17 protein-coding genes, 1 tRNA gene and 1 pseudogene are annotated in these 17,433 nt (G+C 68.9%); 7 read left to right on the forward strand and 12 right to left on the reverse strand.

The window, feature by feature from the left end; translation table 11 throughout:
- Positions 1-161 precede the first annotated feature (161 nt).
- From AB0L71_RS29320 to AB0L71_RS29340, 5 genes and pseudogenes are all read right to left on the reverse strand, one after another.
- A pseudogene (locus AB0L71_RS29320) lies at positions 162-251 on the reverse strand (hypothetical protein); the annotation flags it as partial.
- Between the two features lie 56 nt (positions 252-307).
- On the reverse strand, positions 308-1,957 hold the full coding sequence (locus AB0L71_RS29325; protein WP_365248538.1) for a relaxase/mobilization nuclease domain-containing protein: 1,650 nt from the start codon (positions 1,955-1,957) through the stop codon (positions 308-310).
- The gene (mobC, locus tag AB0L71_RS29330; protein WP_365248540.1) at positions 1,958-2,452 is read right to left on the reverse strand and encodes a plasmid mobilization relaxosome protein MobC; all 495 of its coding nucleotides are present in this window, start codon (positions 2,450-2,452) and stop codon (positions 1,958-1,960) included.
- Between the two features lie 231 nt (positions 2,453-2,683).
- Positions 2,684-3,433, reverse strand: a complete 750-nt coding sequence (locus AB0L71_RS29335) for a DUF2637 domain-containing protein (protein ID WP_365248542.1) — start codon at positions 3,431-3,433, stop codon at positions 2,684-2,686.
- Positions 3,434-3,688: 255 nt separating this feature from the next.
- Entirely contained in the window at positions 3,689-4,921 is a 1,233-nt protein-coding gene (locus AB0L71_RS29340; RefSeq protein ID WP_365248578.1) for a DUF3631 domain-containing protein, read from the reverse strand.
- A 269-nt stretch (positions 4,922-5,190) separates the two neighbouring features.
- Here AB0L71_RS29340 and AB0L71_RS29345 point away from each other — a divergent pair, with 269 nt between their 5' ends.
- From AB0L71_RS29345 to AB0L71_RS29355, 3 genes are all read left to right on the forward strand, one after another.
- The gene (locus tag AB0L71_RS29345) at positions 5,191-5,682 is read left to right on the forward strand and encodes a helix-turn-helix transcriptional regulator (RefSeq protein WP_365248544.1); all 492 of its coding nucleotides are present in this window, start codon (positions 5,191-5,193) and stop codon (positions 5,680-5,682) included.
- A gap of 133 nt (positions 5,683-5,815) precedes the next feature.
- On the forward strand, positions 5,816-6,196 hold the full coding sequence (locus tag AB0L71_RS29350; protein WP_365248546.1) for a helix-turn-helix domain-containing protein: 381 nt from the start codon (positions 5,816-5,818) through the stop codon (positions 6,194-6,196).
- Positions 6,197-6,225: 29 nt separating this feature from the next.
- Positions 6,226-7,755, forward strand: a complete 1,530-nt coding sequence (locus AB0L71_RS29355) for a LacI family DNA-binding transcriptional regulator (protein ID WP_365248548.1) — start codon at positions 6,226-6,228, stop codon at positions 7,753-7,755.
- A gap of 66 nt (positions 7,756-7,821) precedes the next feature.
- Here the strand turns inward: AB0L71_RS29355 and AB0L71_RS29360 are convergent, their stop codons facing one another.
- The 4 genes from AB0L71_RS29360 to AB0L71_RS29375 all read right to left on the reverse strand — a co-directional run bounded on the left by AB0L71_RS29360 (position 7,822) and on the right by AB0L71_RS29375 (position 10,536).
- Entirely contained in the window at positions 7,822-8,274 is a 453-nt protein-coding gene (locus AB0L71_RS29360; protein WP_365248550.1) for a hypothetical protein, read from the reverse strand.
- Between the two features lie 13 nt (positions 8,275-8,287).
- Positions 8,288-9,193, reverse strand: coding sequence for a nucleotide-binding protein (locus tag AB0L71_RS29365; RefSeq protein ID WP_365248552.1), 906 nt, complete (start codon positions 9,191-9,193; stop codon positions 8,288-8,290).
- Between the two features lie 195 nt (positions 9,194-9,388).
- Positions 9,389-9,462, reverse strand: a tRNA-Pro gene (locus tag AB0L71_RS29370).
- A gap of 135 nt (positions 9,463-9,597) precedes the next feature.
- A complete protein-coding gene (locus AB0L71_RS29375; protein ID WP_365248554.1) occupies positions 9,598-10,536 on the reverse strand; it encodes a metallophosphoesterase in 939 nt (312 codons plus the stop codon).
- Between the two features lie 79 nt (positions 10,537-10,615).
- Between AB0L71_RS29375 and AB0L71_RS29380 the strand changes: the two genes are divergently transcribed.
- Entirely contained in the window at positions 10,616-11,080 is a 465-nt protein-coding gene (locus tag AB0L71_RS29380) for a GatB/YqeY domain-containing protein (protein WP_365248556.1), read from the forward strand.
- 120 nt (positions 11,081-11,200) lie between these two features.
- Here the strand turns inward: AB0L71_RS29380 and AB0L71_RS29385 are convergent, their stop codons facing one another.
- Entirely contained in the window at positions 11,201-13,432 is a 2,232-nt protein-coding gene (locus AB0L71_RS29385; RefSeq protein ID WP_365248558.1) for a transglycosylase domain-containing protein, read from the reverse strand.
- A gap of 387 nt (positions 13,433-13,819) precedes the next feature.
- Between AB0L71_RS29385 and AB0L71_RS29390 the strand changes: the two genes are divergently transcribed.
- On the forward strand, positions 13,820-14,167 hold the full coding sequence (locus AB0L71_RS29390; RefSeq protein WP_365248560.1) for a WhiB family transcriptional regulator: 348 nt from the start codon (positions 13,820-13,822) through the stop codon (positions 14,165-14,167).
- A 13-nt stretch (positions 14,168-14,180) separates the two neighbouring features.
- On the opposite strand, the gene AB0L71_RS29395 is transcribed toward AB0L71_RS29390, so the two are convergent.
- A complete protein-coding gene (locus AB0L71_RS29395; RefSeq protein WP_365248562.1) occupies positions 14,181-15,608 on the reverse strand; it encodes an ArsA family ATPase in 1,428 nt (475 codons plus the stop codon).
- Positions 15,605-16,615 (reverse strand): ArsA-related P-loop ATPase, encoded by a 1,011-nt coding sequence (locus AB0L71_RS29400; RefSeq protein WP_365248564.1) that lies wholly within the window; start codon positions 16,613-16,615, stop codon positions 15,605-15,607. Before AB0L71_RS29400 ends, AB0L71_RS29395 begins: the two co-directional genes overlap by 4 nt.
- A 71-nt stretch (positions 16,616-16,686) precedes the next feature.
- On the opposite strand from AB0L71_RS29400, the gene AB0L71_RS29405 reads away from it, so the two are divergent.
- Together AB0L71_RS29405 and AB0L71_RS29410 are read left to right on the forward strand one after the other, a co-directional pair.
- Positions 16,687-16,845, forward strand: a complete 159-nt coding sequence (locus AB0L71_RS29405; protein ID WP_003967454.1) for a DUF4177 domain-containing protein — start codon at positions 16,687-16,689, stop codon at positions 16,843-16,845.
- Positions 16,845-17,315: a RidA family protein gene (locus AB0L71_RS29410; protein WP_365248566.1), complete on the forward strand. Its 471-nt coding sequence runs from the start codon at positions 16,845-16,847 to the stop codon at positions 17,313-17,315. Before AB0L71_RS29405 ends, AB0L71_RS29410 begins: the two co-directional genes overlap by 1 nt.
- Positions 17,316-17,433: the final 118 nt, after the last annotated feature.

Below are 17,433 nucleotides of genomic sequence, written 5' to 3' on the forward strand. Positions count from 1 at the left end.
GTGATCATGGCTTGCTGGCCTTTGCTGATGTGCCGGCGGAGCACGTTGTTGGAGAGGATCAGCGCCGTGGGGTTGTTGCCGGTGTAGGTGGTGAAGCGGGGTTCGATGCCGGCGAGCCCGCAGGCGGCGAGACGGTTGCGGCCGTCGAGGAGGGCGCCGTCGGTGTCGAGGACGATCGGCCTGTGCTGGCCTTCGGCCTTGATGGACTCGGCGAGGTCGAGCAGCTCGTCCTGGCTGAGCATCGGGAACATATCGGCGGTGGGGTGGATCTTCAGGGTGTGCTCCTCGTCTGATGGCGGGATGGGGTTCAGCGCGTGCGGCGCTGCTGTTCGGTGCGGTTGGGGCGGTAGGGCGCCGACGGGGTTGCCGAAGCTCGCCTGGTGGTGCTTTGGGTCAGGTCGGCGAGGCGGTGCAGTCGCCAGGTGAGGACTTCGCTGATGCTGGTGGCGGTGTCGAGTTCTCGCCTGGTGGTGGCTTTGGTGAGGAGGGCGGTGGGGTTGTGGCCGGCGGTGCCGGCTTGGGCGAGGGTGGCTGCGAGGGCGGGCCAGCCCGGCTCGGCGAGGATCTGTTCGGCCTGTTCCGGGAGCGTTCGGCGCACGGTGGCCGCCTGCTGGCGACGAAGCCACTCGGGCAGCTGGGTTCCTCGCTGGTGGATCACGGTCAGCGGCTCGGCTGCCGCGGCCTGGTATGCGATCCGGAGGTGCTCGGCTGCCTGTCGTGCGGCCTCCGCCTGTTGGTTGTGGCCGCGGGTGCGGTGCCATTGCTGCGCGGCCACGGCCGCCAGCAGAACGGCGTCGATGAGAACCGCGAGGAGGGCTCCGTCCTTCGGGGCGGGTTCACGCAGGATCGCCTTGACCGCGCGGCGGGTGGCCTGAGCCTGGTGGTGCTGGGCGCGGATGCGGGAGCGGCTGGCCCGCTCGAAGGCTGTGGCTGCCTGCAGGAGCCGGGGCCGCAGGGCCGGAGGGGCGACGAGGGGCAGGACATCGAGGGTTTCGGCGAGGACGGCGATGTGCGCCTGCCCGGCCTCGTCCTGGCTGTGGTCGAGGAGCTCGGGTACCCGGTCGGTTGCCCGGGCGAGTTGGCGCCAGGCACGGGACTCGGGCGGTGCTGCTGGACTGGTTTCGGTGGCGGTGAGGCGTTCGTTGATCTTGGGGTAGGAGAGGTCGGGGGCGAGGGTGGAGCCGGAGAACCAGATGGGCTGGCCGTCCTTGTTGGTGTCGCCGGCGAGGGCGACCTTGTAGCCGCGGATGTCGCCGGAGGGGAATCGCTGGATCTCCACGAGCACGCCGGAGCCGTCGAGGAGGCGGAAGAACTCCTCTGGTGTCGTGGCTGCTGCGAGGAGGGTGCGGGCGGTGGCGCGTAGGCGTTCGCGGGAGGTTGTGGCTCGGCCGGTGCGCTGGGCCTTTTCCTGTTCGGCTCGGGTAGGGCGCTTGGCTGCGGTGCGGTCGCCGCGCGGGACCTGGCGGAGCCCGTAGTCCTTCTCGACGGCGACGAGTTCCTTGTCGGCGCGCAGGAAGTCGTTCCAGTTGCGGGGCGGGCGAAGGTCACCTCGGACCTTGGTGGCGACGATGTGGATGTGGTCGTCGGCGTGGCGGACGGCGACCCAGCGGCAGGCGTCAGGGTCGCCGGCCGGGGCGATGCCGGTGGCGTTCAGCACGCGGCGGGCGATGGTGGCCCACTCGTCGTCGGACAGGTGGCGGTCCTCGGGGGCGGCGCGGATCGAGCAGTGCCAGACGTGGTTCTTCGGCGCCTTGTGGCCGGCCTGCTTGACCCGCAGGTCGAGGACGGTGGCGAGCTGGGCCAGGGTGGCGTCGGGGTCGCGGCCGGGGTCGGGGGCGAAGCCGTCAAAGGAGGCGACGAGGTGGGGGTCGGTGTGCTCGTTGGCGCGGCCGGGACCGTAGAGGTAGTTGAGGACGCCCCTGGTTTTGTGGCCGGGCTTGACGATGTTCGCGATCAATCAGGCCGCCCGGCGGTTTGTGGCGGCCACGTCGGCGGCTGTGTCGATCGTGGTGACCGCTGCCTTCACCGTTGCCACGAGGCGTCCGGCTTCGGCGAGCACGACGGCGTCCACAGGGTGTGGATCGCCACCGGAGTTGAGGCGGTGGGCGATCTGGTTCACGTTCGTGCCGATCCGCGCCACCTGGGTGCGCAGGGACGCGAGCTCGTCGATCAGGTCGTCGGTGGCGCTTCGCTGGTCGGGCAGGGCGAGGTCGCCGTTCAGGTGAGCCATGACGATGGCGCCGACGAAGTGCGCGCCGGCCAGGCCGAGGCGACGGGCTTCGGCAAGGATCGCCTGCTTCTCGTCGACGCTGTAGCGGACGTCGACGCGCTCCTTGCGCTGCACATCCTGGCGAGCGCGACGACGGGCGACACGGCGCAGCGCGGCCTCGTCGGCGGCACGCCCACCCCCCGTCCCCGCTGCGCCCTCGCGTCGGGGGACTGCCTCCGCCACCCCCGGGGCGGAGGCTTGTGCGTTGGACCGGCCCTTGGACGGTCCAACGCCATACCTTGCTCCGCCCGGGGCAGAGGGTGTGGCTGACGGCTGGACGGTGGGGTGGGAAGCGGGAACGGACTGTTCGTGCATGGGCGGGCTCTCTGATCGTGCGGCGGGGATGGGAGGGAAGAGGCGCTCGCCCCAGGGCGTTTCCGGGGCGAGCGGTCGGCATGCGGGAACGACGTCGGTCTACGCGGCGGAGTCGAGGCGGGCTTCGTTGAGTTCGGCTTGGAGTAGCTCCTTGACCTCTTCGAGGCGTTCGCGGCGGCCGGGCCTGAGGCCCTTGGCGTTGATCGCCTTCTCGATGTTGCGGCGGGAGACGTGGCCGTCACGTCCCAAGGGAGCGGTGCGCCCGATCTCGACCACCTGCTCGTAGGTGGCGAGCGACCTTTCGTCATGGCGCTTGGCGGGCCGCTTCTTGGGGGGCGCCACTTGCTCGGTGGCTTCCTCGGCCACGTCGTTGCCGGAGGCGGGTTGCGTTGTGGCGGGCGCCGCGCCACCTTCTGGCGTTGTGGCCTCCGGGTTGTGGCGGCCTTCGTCGTCTGGCTCTGTGTGTGAGGAGTGGCGCTGGACGATGAGGTAGAGGTGGACGGCGCCGGCGAGGGCGAGCGGGGCGATGGCGGAGATGATGCCGACGGTGATGTCGCCGAGAGCGAGCCCGCCTGGGCTGCTCTGCTGGTTGAGGCGGATGGCGTGCAGGACGTTGGCCCAGATGCTGGTGGCGGTGGCGATGCCGACCAAGCCCGAGACGTACAGGCGGGGCCGCAGGGGTGCGGTGCGCAGGACGAGGAGGGCGCCGATGCCGATGGCGATGAAGCCGTCGATCACGAGGGGGAAGGCGCAGGTGAGCAGCCAGTAGATGTGGCTGGCGGCGGCCATCTGACGCAGGGCGTCGTACGAGAGGGCGAAGGCTGCCACGGCGAGGAGGGCAACGCCCACGCGGATCAGTATCGGGAGGGACGCCGGCGTCGGTGCGGGAGGGAGGGTGGTGCTGGGTGAAGGCACGGGGAGGGCACTCCAGAAGGTCGGGGAAGGCGTATTCGGCCGTGGAGGGCGGTGACCCGTCGCGACCCGTCGCATGCCTGGTCAGAGCAGGTACGGAAGCCGCGCTGATGTCGAGTCGACTCGTTGCGGGCCGACGACTCGTCCCGGCGCTGACCTGTGCGGAGACGAGTCGGGACGGGTCGTGCCGGGTCAGGCGCCGGTCGGGGTTTCCGGCAGGACCAGCGGCTCGGTGGCCGGTGCGGGCTCGGGGCAGTAGCGCGCCCAGGAGTCGGTGAACTGCAGGCGGGAGAAGCCCTTGGCCTGGACGTCGCCGTGGAAGCGGCGGTTGGCCGAGCTGATGCCGTAGTCCTTCAGCAGGATCTGCAGGCCGCGCGGGGTGAGCCCGTTGGCGGTGTACTCCGGCCAGGGCGTCTCGTCGTCCTTGTTCAGGACGTCGAGGAGGCGGCTGGTGCGGATCACTGGCGGATCGCCCTCGGCGGCGAAGGCGCGCCGGATGTCGACCAGGAGGCGGATGCCCAGGCCGCTGCTGTCTTGGTCCTGCTCGGCCTCGTGCTTCGTCATCGCCTGGCAGGCGGTGCGTGCGAGCTCGGGCCACTTGCCGCCGGCGAGGTCGGCGACAGCGACCAGCGGCTCCCAGGTATCGGCCGCCCGGTCCTCGACCGGCATGGGTGGCGTCATGTTGGTCGCCTCGGCGTGGAGCGGGGCGAGCCAGGCCACGAGCCGGTCGCGCAGGGCGTGCAGGGCGGGGGTGTCCCGTACGGTGCGGAATTCCGCGACCTTCTCGCCCGGCCTGCGGCGGCGCATTCGGATCACGACCGAGCGGTCCATGATCGTGTCAGGCAGATCTCCGATGCCGGCGAGGGCGGCCATGGCGAAGGTCGGGAACTTGGAGACCTCGTGGTTGGGGCCGGAGACTCGCAGGGTGGGCCGGTTGCGCTGGTGGCCGGCGTTGAGTAGGCCACGCATCTCCTCGTTCTTCTCCGCGACCTTCGCGGAGCCGAAGAGGGTGTCGGCCTCGTCGACCAGGAGGGTCGGAGGCGTCTCGGTGATCGACCGGAAAACCGCGGCGGCGGAGGCGTTGACCGTGATCAGCGGGTCATGGACGGTCTCGGTGATCACGTCCAGGAGCCGCGACTTGCCGCACCGCTTGGCCGGTCCGACGACGGCGAGCCGTGGGGCGTGCTGCCACGCCGTCTGCAGGTGCGTGGCCGCGACCCACAGCGTCACCGCCGTGAAGGCTTCCTCGCTCGGCAGTACGACGTACCGGCGGATCTGCGCCCGCAGGCCGGCGAGCACCTGCTCACCCTCGGAGGCCGGGGCGGGATCAGGATCCTCGGTGGGCGACTGGCCGGGTATGGCCACGGCAGGTGACGGGACGGGCGTGGTGGTGAGTGGTGGCGTGGTCGCGGTGGCTTCGTCCATACTGGACATCGAGCTCCTCAATCTGCAGGCCATACGGGACGGCAATCCCGGCCATGCAGCTAGTCGTTCAGGGATGGGCGGCGTGAGGTTTGCGCTTTGAGCCCCTCGGTGTCGTAAGCACCGGGGGGCTTTTGCATGCCGGTCGGCAGGGCTCCGGCACGACAACAACTATGCCTTATGCAGAGCTGCTTTGCAAGCAGCAGAAGGTGATGTACTCTTGGGTGGTCGCTGCGGATTGCAGGGGCTTGCTGCAATTGGAAGGAGGGTGGATGTCCGACGACGACCATGACGAGGCGCCCGCCGTGCTGCTCAAGGGTGAGGACAACGCCGCCCAGCGGATCAAGGCCGAGCGTGAGCAGCGGGGCTGGAGCACCACCACGCTCTCCGACCGCCTCAATGAGGCCGGCTACGAGATGAACCCGTCGGCGGTGTGGCGGATCGAGAACGGCAAGCGCCGCATCAACCTCGACGAGGCCATCGGCTTCGCCGAGGTCTTCGGGGTGTCGCTGTCCAACCTCGTCGGCCCGCCGGCCCTGGCCGCCGCCGGCCGCGCCATGGAGCTCATCGACACCGTCGTGGCCGCCAACGCAGCTGCCCAGAGAGCCCAGCACGTGTACCGCCGAGCGACCGACGAACTGGCCGCCTACCTCGACGAGCACCCGGACATCCGCGAGGCGGCCGACGTGATGGTCAGCAACGCCATCGCCGAGAGCACCATGAAGATCAACCAGGAGGAGTTCGGCGCGCCGCCTCAGCCGTAGCCCGCTCCTCCCGGCCGCCCTGGATCGCAAACCCCAGGCCACGGCCAGCACCGCCCGCCCATCCCATCCCTTGAACGACACCGGCCCGGCCGGGGTTGCCGCCCCACCAGCCGAGGCCATGAGAGGACCCCGCTTGCGCCACACCGCGATACCCCATGCCGCCGCCCAGATCCCGCACGCCGCCGCCGCGCCGCCGCGCCTCTTTCTCCCCGAAGACGTTGCCGCTGTGCTCGGCTGCTCCGCCTGGTGGGTCAAGGACCGGGCCCGCCGACGGCTGATCCCCTTCACCCGAGTCGGCCGCGCCTATCGCTTCACCGGCGATCACCTCGCGGAGATCATCCGCATGCACGAGGCCCGTCCGGCCGTTCCCGGCAACCGGGCCGGGGCTGCCGCTGTCCCGAAAATGAACGCTCCCACTCCCGCTCCTCCGTCCGCCGCCCCCCTTCCCATGAGCCGCCTCCGTGCTCGTCCGCCACGTCGAGCCCGCCAGGCCCAATTCGAGGCCGCCGCCTAAGAGACGACATAAGACGAGGGGAGGAGAACATGGGATTCGCGGAGAAGCGGGCAAACTACTGGCGCGGCCGATACAAGATCGCGCCCGGCAAGCACCTCACGGTCGTCGACGACAGCGGCAAGGCGATCAGGTTCGCCACCAAGGGGGAGGCCCAGCGCGCCGCGAGCGAGGCCGAGAACAAGTACCGGCGCGGCGACTGGCGCGATCCGGCCCTCGGTCAGGAGACGTTCGGCGAGTACGCGAGCCGCTGGTACGAGGCCCAGGACCTGGCCGCGTCGACGATGCAGAACTACCGGCGGCACATCGAGGAGCACCTGCTCCCCGAGTTCGAGGACAAGGCGCTTGTCGGCATCCTCCGCACGGACGTCGAGCTGTGGGAGAAGAAGGAGCGGGCCGTGTACGCGGCCTCCAGCGTCAAGACTTGGCGCTCGACGCTCCACCTGATCCTCGAGGACGCGATCGACGAGGGCCTGATCACGTCCAATCCGGCCGCCAGGCGGCGCGGGCGGGGCAAGCGGGCCGGTCGCTCGCGTGACCGTGGCCCGGAGAAGGTCATCACCGACGCGCTCGGCATCCTGCTGACCGCTGAACGGGCCTCACTGCTCTCCGGCCGCGACGACGAGTTCGTCGCCGTGGTGCAGAAGGGCTACACCGGGATGCGGTGGGCCGAAATGGTCGGGCTGGAGAGGGAGTTCGTCCGGCCCGGATCCTTCCGCGTCGAGTGGCAGCTGTACGAGCTGGACACCGGCGAGCTGGTGCGCGTCCCGCCCAAGGACGACAGCTACCGGACGCTCGACTCACCGGACTGGCTCTCGGCCCTGGTCGCCAACCACATCGCCCGTACGAAGCCGACGCCGTGCCCCTGCCATGGCAAGTCCTACGTCTACCGAGGGCTCGGCGCGGCCCGCACGGGTGGCCATCAGGGAGCCAAGCTGGTCGACGTCGCCCGCCGCGCCGGCGTCTCCACGGGCACGGTGTCCAACGTCCTCAACCACCCTGCGCGCGTCGCCGAGGCCACGCGGGCGAAGGTGGAACAGGCCATCGCGGACCTCGGATTCGTACGAGGCGGCGCCGTGTCGGAACACGCGGCCCACTGGCGCCGCAACGGCTTCGCCACCTGGCTGTTCACCCCGGCGGTCTCCGGCTGGTACCCGAAGAAGGCACCCCAGGAGGCCCGCCCCGTGCCGCTCCTCGGCGAGCCATGGCCAGGTGTCCCGGCACGAGGCCGTAACGCCACCGACCGGGCCGACGCCTGCTGGACCCCGATCGCCAAGGGCCTCACGCCCCACGGCCTGCGCCACACCCACCGGACGATGATGGAGGACCTCGGCACCGAGAAGGTCCTCATGGACGAACGCATGGGCCACATCGACGGCTCCGTCTCGGCCCGCTACGCCCACGTCACCCCCGGCATGCGCCGACGCCTCATGCTCGGCCTGACCGAGCAGTGGGAGGCGGCTCTCGCCGCCCGCTTGGCCATGTGCCCCACGTCACCGGTACGCGTGCTCAACGAGCTTCTGCGTGCACGCAGTGCCCGTAGGTTGGCGCTACCTGGGTGATGCCCCGCTCGGGTGCCCCCACGCGAACATCGCGTGGGGGCACCCGAGCTTCGTTGGCGCGTCAGGTCAGACGGCGAAGGCTTGACCGCATACGAGGCAGTGATACGGGCCTGAGGTCTCTTCGTGTACCTTCACCGGCTCGTACGAGTGGCAAGGGGATGTCACGATGACCATGTCGTCAGGCTCGGTCAGCGGCGAAGGTACCGCGGGAGATTCCATGCCGCTCCTGACGCTGACCTTCACGTACTTGCTGCGGGTCCGCTTGAACGCGTTCTTCAGCTCGTCCTCCACCACTCGCGCTGCGGCCGGAGCTATCACGCCCCTGGTGTAGTCGATCTGTTCCTGCGTCCACCAGGAGCCCAGGCCCGCCGGTTGCCCACAGAGAGGGCAGTAGTAGGCGGCGGGTGACGGCTGCTGCTCGGCCTCTTCGTTCGCTGGTCCGTGGTGCCACTTGAACTGGCTGATGCAGTGAGGACACTCCCGACGCACGAAACCATCATGGTCGAGAGGCAGGCTCATCGGAATTTCCATGTCAGGCCCCGTCCACGAACTCTTCGACCCTGATCGGCACCCCATCGGCGGTCTTGCCCGTGAGGACGACGTTGAAGTAAGAGCTTGATCTTGATCCCATCCCCATGGACCGTGTGCTCATCAGCCGCACGGACTTGCCGACAGGCAGCTTGGGGACGGGGAACTCGCCATCGTTGCGGATGACGAGCCCCTCCTTTTTCTCCGCTTCCACGTCCAGCTCGTAGACATCTCCCGGACCGTGGTTGGTGATCATGACCGTCCCCATCTTCCTCGAACCGTTGTCGACGTACCGGGCACTGAGCCGAGGAGCACCCGCTGCTTGTGACGACGGCAGCTTCCGCCCCAGCGGAAGCCCGCCGCCCGGCGGTACGGGAGGAGTGAGGTCCCCGGCGTCATGCCAGTCCGTGCCGGTCAGGCGCACGGCACACCCCGCGGTCTGCAGACGCATCGCGAGGTCCTGCCGCTTCCTTGTGGAGTTGTCGAGGCGGATCACATGCCGGCCGTGAATGTCGCTGAAGACCTTCACTTGTCCGAGCTCCACGATGACGGTGCGGTTCTCGTCTCGGCCCATGGCCATGCCCGCCTCGAACAAGACGTTCGGCCGGGGCTGCATCTGCGGGCTGCACTCGGGGTCCCCGGCGTGCGTGAGGCTCTCGTGCAGGTAGGTGACGTCGTCGGGGGTCTGGAGGACGACCACTGCCTGTGCGTTCGAGAACGCCGTGTCCAGGACCTCTCCGATGTACGGGGAGCCCTTGCCCGTCATCTGGATGGCCTCGGACCACTCGATGGGATCGAGGCCCAGCGCTCGCAGAAACTCGAAGAGCCCCTTGCGCGCGAGTTCGTTTCGTCCGTGGATCACGAACACCTTGCGAGGGTCTGCGCCGCCCTCGGCCACTCGGTCTGCCATGTCTTGCTCACCACTCACGGTCGAGGGAGAACTGTCCTCAGCGACGGTAGCGGCAGGCACTGACAACGAGGGGAGCCTGATGCGGGGAGCCGCCTCCGGAGTCGGCTCCCAAACGGCTCCCAAGGTGACCCCAGAAACCACTCAGGGGCCTGACCCGCTCTCGCGGATCAGGCCCCTGACCTGGTGTTTCAGCTGTCGGGGTGGCGGGATTTGAACCCACGACCTCTTCGTCCCGAACGAAGCGCGCTGCCAAGCTGCGCTACACCCCGATCGCCGCCAGTGTCCTGGCGACATCGATTACTTTAGCCCACCCGCGCCCACAGACGAAATCCGGTTTATGTGCGGCTGCGGGCACAGGCGCGCGGTCGCAGCCGCTGGGAGGGGTCGGGCCGGGGTGTGAGTCCTCAGTCCCGGGGGGTCAGCGTCAGCAGGGTGGCCTCGGGCGGGCAGGCGAAGCGGACCGGGGTGTAGCGGTTGGTGCCGCAGCCCGCGGAGACGTGGAGGTAGGCGCGGTGAACACCGGCGTCGTGGGTGGAGAGGCCCTTGACCCGGTCCGTGTCCAGGTCGCAGTTGGTGACCAGGGCCCCGTAGAAGGGGATGCAGAGCTGGCCGCCGTGGGTGTGACCGGCCAGGATCAGGGGGTAACCGTCTGCCGTGAAGGCGTCCAGGGAGCGCAGGTAGGGAGCGTGGACCACGCCGATGGAGAGGTCCGCGCCCGTCTCGGGACCGCCGGCCACCTCCGCGTAGCGGTCGCGCTTGATGTGCGGGTCGTCCAGGCCGGTGAAGGCGATCTCCAGGCCATCGGCCTTGAGGCGGCCGCGGGTGTTGGACAGGCCCAGCCAGCCCGCCTCGTCGAAGGCGTCGCGCATCGGCTCCCACGGGTTGTGGACGACGCCGACCGCGGGGGCGTTCCCGTTCAGACCGTGCTTGCCCTGTGCTTTCTCGAGGAGGTAGCGGGCAGGGTTGCGGAGCTTGGGGCCGTAGTAGTCGTTGGAGCCGAAGACGTACACGCCCGGGAACTGCATCAGCGGACCGAGGGCGTCGAGCAGCTCGGGGACGGCTTCGGGGTCCGAGAGGTTGTCGCCGGTGTTCACGACGAAGTCCGGGCGCAGCCCGGCCAGGGACTGCAGCCAGGCGCGCTTCTTGCGCTGGCCGCTCACCATGTGGATGTCGGAGATCTGGAGTACGCGCAACGGGCGGGCCCCGGACGGGAGCACCGGGATGGCGACCCGGCGCAGGCGGAACGAGCGGGCCTCGAATCCGGCGGCGTAGGCGAGGCCGGCGACGCCGACCGCTGCGCCGACTGCCGTGACTTTCAGGGGTACTCCGTAGCGTGCGCGCATGCGCACATCGTCGCAGACACGGTGCGGGGACAGCGAAACCGGAGGGCGGTGGGCACCCCGTACCTGTCACAATCGGGATATGACCACGCTCAAGTCCAGGCTCAAGGAAGACCTCACCACGGCCATGAAGGCGCGTGACGAGCTTGCCTCGTCCACGCTCCGGCTGACCCTCACTGCCATCGCCAAGGAGGAGGTCAGTGGCAAGACGGCGCGCGAGCTCTCCGACGACGAGGTGCAGAAGGTGATCGCCAAGGAGGCGAAGAAGCGCCGTGAGGCGGCCGAGGCCTTCGCCCAGGGCGGCCGGGCCGAGCAGGCCGAGCGCGAGAAGGCCGAGGGCGAGCTGCTTGATGAGTACCTGCCGAAGCAGCTGAGCGATGACGAGCTGGGCGTGATCGTGGCGTCCGCGGTCGAGGAGGCCAAGGCCGGCGGGGCCGAGGGGCCGCGCGCGATGGGCGCCGTCATGAAGATCGTGAACCCGAAGGTCGCCGGGCGTGCGGACGGCGGCCGGGTGGCTGCCGCGGTGAAGAAGCTCCTCGCGGGCTGAGGCCGCGCGACCGCGTGATGGCCTACGGCCAGGAGTACGCGGCCAGGAACGTATGAGGGCGGGGCGTACCGGATCGGTGTCGATCCGGGACGCCCCGCCCTCATGTGCGCCGCGTACCGGTCAGGGCCCCTGTGCGCCGCCGTTGGTCTGGCCACCGCGTCCGCCGTTGTTCCCGCCGATCAGGTTCGACGGGATGCTGAAGCTGGGGAGCGGGGTCTTGCTGGGCTTCTTGCCTCCGGGGCCGGGCTGGCCCTGGTCCTCCTCGTCTTCGTCGTCTTCCTCCCGTGCGTCCGGGATGTCGACGGTGTTGAAGGAGGGGGCGGCCACTCCGTCCAGGGCGCCCGTCATCGCGTCACGCCAGATCGGTCCGGGAACCTGCCCGCCGTACACCTTCTCCTGGTACACCCCGCCGATGGTGATGTGCTCCATCTCGACCTTCTGGGACGGACTGCCGACCCAGACCGCGCCGGACATGTTCGGTGTGTAGCCGACGAACCAGGCGTTCCTGCGTGAGTCGGTCGTACCGGTCTTGCCCGCGTTGTCGCGGCTCTGGAGGCCGGCCTCCTGGCCCGTACCGGAGTCGACCACGCCGCGCAGCAGGGTGTTGATGGTGTCCGCCGTCGTCTGCGACATGGCCTGCGAGCAGGTGGTCTTCGGTACCGCGAGCGAGTCGCCGTCCGCTGTGTTGACCGACTCGATGGCGATCGGTGTGCAGTACGTACCGCGGTTGGCGAAGGCGGCGTAGGCGCTGGCCATCGTCAGCGGGGACAGACCGTTGGATCCGAGGGTCAGCGTGGAGGGGTTCTGCGGCAGCTTGGTGCCGTCGCCCTGCACCACGCCCAGCTTGTCCGTCATCTTCGAGACCGGGCACATGCCGATGTCCTCGAGCATCTGCACGAAGTAGGTGTTGACGGACTTCGCCATCGCCTCCTTCAGTGCGTACGGGCCCTTCTCCGACTCGCTCTCGTTCTCCAGGTGATACTTCGGAACCTGGTCGTTGACCCACGGCTTTCCGCAGGTCTGCACCGTGTCCGGGTAGTCCATCTCGTACGGGGACGAGTACCTCTGGGTGGCCGGCTTGCCGCCTTCTATGGCCGCGGCGGCGAGGAACGGCTTGAACGTCGAACCCGTCGGGAAGCCGTAGTTGGAGCCGCCCATGCTCTTGTTGACCGAGTAGTTGTACTGGGTCTCGTTGGCTCCGAAGCCGTACGGCTTGGACTGGCCCATTCCCATGATCTTGCCGGTGCCCGGCTGGACCAGGGTCACGGCGGTCGCGACCTTGTCCGACTTGTAGACGTGTTTCTGGATCGAGTTCTGTACCGACTGCTGGGACTGCGGGTCCAGCGTCGTCCGGATGGTCAGACCGCCCTGGTTCCAGACCTTGGCCCGGTCCTCCTTGGTCTTGCCGAAGACCGGATCGGTGAGGAAGACCTGCCGTACGTAGTCGCAGAAGAAGCCGGCGCCGCTGACGGCCGTGATGCAGCCGTTCTTCGGCTTCTGGACCTTCAGCTTGAGCGGGCTGGCCTTCGCCTTGTCGGCCTCGGCCTGCGAGATGTCACCGACATCGGCCATGCGCTGGAGCACGGTGTTGCGACGCCTGGTCGCCTCCGCGGCGTCGTTGACCGGGTCGTAGCGGCTCGGCGACTGTACGAGGCCGGCCAGCATCGCGGCCTCCTCCAGAGTCAGGTCCTTCGCCGACTTGGAGAAGTAGCGCTGGGAAGCGGCCTCGATGCCGTAGGCCTGCTGCCCGAAGAAGGTGATGTTCAGGTAGTTCGTCAGGATCCGCTTCTTGCCGAGCTTCTCCTCGACCTGGATCGCGTACTTCAGCTCCTGGATCTTGCGGCCCATGGTCTGCTGGGTGGCCTGCGCCACCTTGTCCGGGTCGTCGCCGGCCTCTTCGATGAAGACGTTCTTCACGTACTGCTGTGTGAGGGTCGAGGCGCCCTGCGCGGTCCCGCCCGACTGCACATTGCTGTTCAGCGCGCGAAGTATGCCCTTGAGGTCGACCGCTCCGTGCTGGTAGAAGCGGGCGTCCTCGATCGCCACGATCGCCTTCTGCATGTACGGCGAGATGTCCTTCAGCTTGACCACCGTGCGGTCGCGCGAATACACCGAGGCGATCAATCCGCCCTTGCTGTCCAGGATCTTGGTGCGCTGGCTCAGCGGAGGAGTCTCGAGATTGGCCGGGATCTCGTCGAATCCCTCGACCGTCCCCTTGGTCGCGAGGCCCAGCGCGCCGGCGGCCGGGAGCGCGATGCCCGCGAGCACAACTCCGGACAGTGCGGCGACGCCGAGGAACTTGGCGGCCTGCTGGGTCGTCGTCAGGCCCCCGCCCGAGTGCTTCTTTGGCATGGGGGCAGCCTACGTTCTCATTCGCCGGACACGCGTATATGCCTTGGCCTAAGCTGCTCTCAACTGTCACAGCAGTGCCCGCGCGTATCAACCCCCCTGCACAATCCGGCCACACACTCAGGTGTTCCCGAATTCGCCTCCTGTGTCATTGAACGTCCGTTGTGACCCAGGAGAAACCATCCCGCTCACCCCGGGATGTTTATGTATGCCCACACCTCACTCCCCTGGGTGATCTGTCGCATACGCATAGTCCGTTCGGGCCATTCAAGATTGGGCCCGAAGGGGGTGTTGTGCTGTGGCTGCCTTCCGTAACGTCCTCAACTGGCAGCGGTGAATATGCCGCTACCGCCGTGGGGGAGCCTCGATTCGGGAGAGGACGGCGCCGTGATGGGCTGGGTAACCGACTGGAGTGCGCAGGCAGCCTGCCGCACTACCGATCCGGATGAACTGTTCGTACAAGGGGCAGCGCAGAACAGGGCCAAGGCGGTGTGCACCGGATGTCCGGTGCGGACCGAGTGCCTGGCCGACGCGCTGGACAATCGCGTCGAATTCGGCGTGTGGGGTGGCATGACGGAGCGGGAACGCCGAGCGCTGCTGCGCAGGAGGCCGACCGTCACGTCCTGGCGGCGGCTGTTGGAAACAGCGCGCAGCGAGTACGAGCAGTCCGCGGGCATCCTGCCCGCGGCGATCGGACTGGACGAAGAACTGCACGAGAGGTACGCCGCAGTGGGATAGACCGGACAGGCGGCTACGCAACTCCGGCCGAGGAGGAACCGGTCGCGAGTCGGTCGCCGATGGCCCGAAGCCCCGTGAGGTCGTGTACGTCACCGGGCAGTGCGGCCACGTGGATCACGGCCACCTCGGGGTGCAGTGCGATGAAGCGGTCGCGTGTGTGCTGTTCGCGCGCGACCACCTGCATCCGTTCCGCGTGCAGCCGCAACAGACCTGCGGTCAGCTGATCGACGGAAGCGGACGCCGGTACGGAAGCGGTGGCTTGAGCGGCCTCGGTGCTGGTTCCGGTCGTGGTATCGAGAGCGGGGTCAGGATCGGGTTCGAGGTCTTCGACGTCCTTGTCGTCGGAAGAGGCAGGGGCGGAAGAGGCAGAACAGGAATCGGCCTCGACAACGGTTCCGGGAGAGGCGACCGGGCAGTCGGCCGGTTCACGAAGTCCAGCCTTCCCGGTCGTCTGATCCACAATGCCGACCCCGTCAAGATTTTCTGCGGCCGCGAGTGCCTGCTCGGCGGAGAGCCGGGCGGCGTCGCTGCCGTGGACCCGGTTGAGCACCAGGCCGGCCAGCGGCATCTGCTCCGCGGCCAGGCGTTCCACGAAGTACGCCGCCTCGCGCAGTGCGTCCCGCTCCGGTGTCGCGACGACGAGGAACGCCGTACCGGGCGCCTGCAGCAGTTTGTACGTGGCGTCGGCCCGGGTGCGGAAGCCGCCGAACATCGTGTCCATCGCCGCCACGAAGGTCTGTACGTCGCGCAGGAACTGCCCACCGAGCAGCTTGCCGAGGGTGCCGGTCATCATCGACATTCCCACGTTCAGGAATTTCATCCCCGCACGGCCGCCCATCTTCGCCGGGGCCATCAGCAGCTTGATGAACTTTCCGTCCAGGAACGAACCGAGCCGCTTCGGCGCATCCAGGAAGTCCAGCGCGGAGCGCGAGGGCGGGGTGTCGACGATGATCAGGTCCCACTCGTTGCGCGCCCGCAACTGGCCCAGCTTCTCCATCGCCATGTACTCCTGCGTGCCCGCGAAACCGGCCGACAGGGACTGGTAGAAGGGGTTCTCCAGGATCGCGCGGGCCCGCTCGCCGTCCGCGTGTGCCTCGACGATCTCGTCGAAGGTCCGCTTCATGTCGAGCATCATGGCGTGCAGTTCGCCGGTGTCCCCGCCTTCGATGCCCGGCACCCGGCGCGGGATGTTGTCCAGCGAGTCGATGCCCATGGACTGGGCGAGCCGGCGGGCCGGGTCGATGGTGAGGACGACGACCTTGCGGCCGCGTTCGGCCGCCCGTACGCCCAGCGCCGCAGCGGTCGTGGTCTTGCCCACCCCGCCCGAACCGCAGCACACGACGATCCGGATGGCGGGATCGTCCAGCAGCGCGTCGGTGTCCAGCGCGGGTGCGGAGGCGGGGGCGGTGGCCGCGTCCGCCGCATCCGTGTCGTGCGTCATGTACCCACCCCTTGTTCCGCCCCTTGGTCCGCCCCTTCGCCCACCCCGTTGCCCACGCCCTGCTTGCGGAGCTCGGTCGCCAGGTCGTAGAGCCCGTCCGGGGTCATGCCCTCGCCGATCAAGGGGAGTTCGTACCCCGGCAGCTCCAGGCCCGCGAGCACCTCGCGCTGCGCGCGCTCCAGCTCGACCCGCTGGGCGTGCTCGGCGGCCTGTTCGACCAGGGGGCGTACGAGCGCCGCGGAACCGGTCACACCCGCCCGGGTGAGCGCCTTGGCGATCTCGTTGCGGCGCCCGCGCGCGGCGGTGCGCAGCGTGTCCTCGTCCAGCAGATGAGGCCGCACCATGTTCACGATGACACGGCCGACCGGCAGTTCGGCGGCCCGCAGCTCCGCGATCCCGTCCGCGGTCTCCTGGACCGGCATCTCCTCCAGCAGCGTCACCAGATGGACCGCGGTCCCGGGGGACTTCAGCACCTTCATCACGGACTGTGCCTGATGGTGTATCGGGCCGATCCTGGCCAGCCCCGCCACTTCGTCGTTCACGTTCAGGAAGCGGGTGATGCGCCCGGTGGGCGGCGCGTCCATGACCACGTAGTCGTAGACGTACCGGTTCTGCTTGTCGGTGCGGCGTACGGCTTCGCAGGCCTTGCCGGTCAGCAGCACGTCACGCACACCGGGTGCGATCGTGGTGGCGAAGTCGATCGCGCCCAGCTTCTTGAGCGCCCGGCCCGCGCTGCCGAGCTTGTAGAACATCTGGAGGTAGTCGAGGAGAGCACGCTCGGCATCGATCGCGAGGGCGTACACCTCGCCGCCGCCCGGGGCGACGGCGATCTTGCGCTCCTCGTACGGAAGGGGCTCCGTCCCGAAGACCTGCGCGATGCCCTGCCTGCCCTCGACCTCCACGAGGAGGGTGCGCCTGCCCTCGGTCGCGAGGGCGAGCGCGAGGGCGGCGGCGACCGTGGTCTTACCGGTACCACCCTTGCCGCTGACGACCTGGAACCTGCTCACGTATTCGAGCCTAACCAGTCGGGCCGCAGGCTACGCACGAGGCTGCGCGTGCCAGGCATTACAGTCGGGCCATGACCAAGTGGGAATACGCGACCGTGCCCCTTCTCGTGCACGCGACCAAGCAGATTCTGGACACCTGGGGCGAGGACGGCTGGGAGCTGGTCCAGGTCGTCCCCGGCCCGAACAACCCCGAGCAGCTCGTGGCCTACCTCAAGCGGGAGAAGGCGTAGTGGCGGGGGCCGTCGAGGCGAAGCTCGCGGAGCTCGGGCTGACGCTGCCGGACGTCGTGCCGCCTCTGGCCTCGTACCAGCCTGCCGTGCAGTCAGGTGTGTACGTCCACACCTCCGGCCAGCTCCCGATGGTCGACGGCAAGCTCGCGGTCACCGGCAAGGTCGGTGCGGAGGTCACGCCCGAGGAGGCCAAGGAGCTGGCGAAGACCTGCGCGCTCAACGCGCTGGCCGCGGTGAAGTCCGTCGCGGGCGACCTGGACCGGATCGCACGCGTCGTGAAGGTCGTGGGCTTCGTCGCCTCGGCAACCGACTTCACCGGGCAGCCCGCCGTGATCAACGGCGCCAGTGAGCTGCTGGGCGCGGTCCTCGGCGACAAGGGCGTGCACGCGCGCAGCGCGGTGGGCGTCGCGGTGCTTCCGCTGGACGCGCCGGTGGAGGTCGAGGTCCAGGTCGAGCTGACCGGAGCCTGAGCCACGGGCACGCTGCGCCCGTGCGGCAACCGCTGCCGATTCCCTGGTCCCGTCCGGTCGTCACGACCGGACGGGACCACCGGTGGAAGGGGCCTGTAAGGATCAACGTGCCTCGCGA

This window comes from Streptomyces sp. NPDC052052 (assembly GCF_040680455.1).
Taxonomy (GTDB): domain Bacteria; phylum Actinomycetota; class Actinomycetes; order Streptomycetales; family Streptomycetaceae; genus Streptomyces.